Origin of the sequence: Nocardia sp. NPDC060259, from assembly GCF_042728775.1 — a bacterium.
GTDB lineage: Bacteria > Actinomycetota > Actinomycetes > Mycobacteriales > Mycobacteriaceae > Nocardia.
The window spans coordinates 1-2,268 of the sequence record NZ_JBHXAY010000199.1 but is presented as its reverse complement, the minus strand read 5'-3'; the positions used below and the strand labels follow the sequence as shown (position 1 = coordinate 2,268).

The 2,268-nt window shown below is 67.4% G+C and carries 3 protein-coding genes; 2 read left to right on the top strand and 1 reads right to left on the bottom strand.

Annotation, left to right across the window (positions count from 1 at the left end; all coding sequences use genetic code 11):
* Positions 1-963: serine aminopeptidase domain-containing protein (locus ACFWF2_RS33555; RefSeq protein ID WP_379311500.1), on the bottom strand; the 963-nt coding region annotated here is incomplete at its 3' end.
* A 118-nt stretch (positions 964-1,081) separates the two neighbouring features.
* Between ACFWF2_RS33555 and ACFWF2_RS33550 the strand changes: the two genes are divergently transcribed.
* The gene (locus ACFWF2_RS33550; protein ID WP_379311501.1) at positions 1,082-1,621 is read left to right on the top strand and encodes a helix-turn-helix domain-containing protein; all 540 of its coding nucleotides are present in this window, start codon (positions 1,082-1,084) and stop codon (positions 1,619-1,621) included.
* Positions 1,618-2,268 (top strand): alpha/beta hydrolase family protein (locus ACFWF2_RS33545; protein WP_379311499.1); only part of this gene is annotated, 651 nt, incomplete at its 3' end. The genes ACFWF2_RS33550 and ACFWF2_RS33545, both read left to right, overlap by 4 nt.

Sequence of the window (2,268 nt, the reverse complement as noted above, 5' to 3'; positions counted from 1 at the left end):
GGATAGTCCGAGCGGCAGTTCGATGGCCGGAGTTGCCGGTGACAGCTCGGGCGCGTCGACCAATTCGGCTTGGCGGATGAGAGATTCGATCGCACCCTGCGCGACGGCCTCGGAGCTCAGCGAGGCCAGGTATCGGGTGACCCGGACCGCTGCCCGGTGCATCGGCTCGGCGTCGCCGGCCATCAGGATCAGCCCGGCGACCGCGGGTTCCGCGGCAGCGACCCGCGGTGCGACCTTGCCGCCCATGCTGTGCCCGAGCACGAACACCCGCTCGGCAACCACCGCCGGATGTGCGCGCAGCGCATGCACGGCCGCCACCGCGTGCGGTACGTATTCGTCGGTCATGGTGAACCCATCGATGGTGGCAGCCACATCGCGGTGGGAGTGGGTGACCTTGTCGAACCGCAGCACCGCGATCCCACGGCTGGCCAGCCCCCAGGCGACGTCCTTGAGTGGCTTGTTCGAGCCGACGGTTTCGTCGCGGTCGAACGGCCCGCCCCCGCCCAGCAGAACGACGGCTGGGCATCCGGTGGATCCCCGTGGTGCGCTGAGGGTTCCCTGCACGGTGAACGGATCACGACCTAGTGTGACGTCCTGTTCGTCGAACGTCATCTCGTCGATGTAGGCGGGCGGCCGCCACGGTTCGGCGGGCGGTGTCAGCTGGAGCCCGGCCAACCTGCCCGCACCATCGACGATCAGCTCGACCATCAGCTCCCCGAGTTCGAGGTGGACGGGGATTCGTACCGCTGTCGTGCCCGGCGGGCCCGCCTCACCCACCGCTTCCCCGACCCGGGTGACTCGCCCGTGCCGTTGCTGGACCGAATCCCACGCGTCGTGCAGGTTTTCGGCCGACACGGACGTCTGCAGATGCGCCGCGAACCTCTCGTGCACACGCGCAAAACCGTTGGCCCGCAACAGTTCGACAATTTCGGTGCCTGTCTGTTCTGCAGTCGTTGCCGTCATCCGAACGGATCCTCCTCGAACCCTCCGACGCCCGTTCCCGACAAGGTGGGTGCCGACTCTTTACTGTTCTCAACTTTGCAAACGGTATCAGAATTGAGATCATTGGGCTGTGAACCCTATGGAGTTGCTCGCGCACCCCGTGCGGCTGCGGATCGTGCACGCCCTGTCAGGCGGCCGTGTCATGACCACATCGCAGCTGTGCGCGTGTATGCCCGACGTGTCGAAGGCCACCGTGTACCGCCACGTCGACCTGCTCGCCGAGCACGACATTCTCGAGCTCGCCGGCGAACAGCGCGTCCGCGGTGCGGTGGAACGCAGCTACCGGCTGCGCCGCGAACGCGCGGTGATCGATTCCGCCGCGTCCGCGTCCGTCGACGATCACCGTCGCATCTTCGCCGTGGCGATGGCGACCCTGCTCGCCGAATTCCAGACCTACCTCGACAGTGACAACGCGGACCCGGTCGGTGACCTGGTCGGCTATCGCCAGCATGCGATCTGGCTCGACCGCGACGAACTCGCCATCTTCATCGCCGACCTCCGCGCCGTGATCGCACCTCGCCTGGCCCAGTCTGCGACCGCCGACCGCGACCCCTACCTGCTCAGCCCGATCCTGTTCCCTTTGGCCTCCGCGCCCAGCGCCGAGGAAGACGCGTCATGACACAAACCGAACACGCTCGCCAACCTCCGGAAAACGCCGTCCCAGAAGCGATCGACGAGTACGACCTGCTACTCGGTGCCGAGCCCGTTGCCGTTCCCGGCACGATCAGCATGCGCCCCGCCGACGGCCCGAGGCCGGGTGTCGTGTTGCTCCCTGGGGCCGGTCCGACCGACCGAGACGGCACACTCGGCGACAACAAACCACTCAGGGACATCGCTTGGGGGTTGGCCGACCAGGGCGTCGCAGTCCTCCGATTCGACAAGATCACCTACGCGAGGCCCGAGCAGATCGATGAACAATTCACTGCCGCAGACGAATACGTCCCTCACGGTGTGGCGGCCGTGGACGCGCTGCGTGCCCATCCCGGCGTGGATCCCGAGCGGGTGTTGGTGCTCGGGCACAGCCTGGGCGGGAGGTTAGCACCCCGCGTCGCCGCCGCCGAACCGAGCGTGGCGGGCTTGATCCTCCTGGCGGGAAGCGCGCAACCGCTGCACTGGACGGCCGTCCGCCAGATACGCTACCTCACCGAACTCGGTGGCGGCGCCTCCCTCCCCACGGTCGAAACCATCACCCGGCAAGCCGAATTGGTCGACAGCACCGACCTTTCGCCGACGACGCCACGTGACGGACTCCCCCTCGGGGCACCA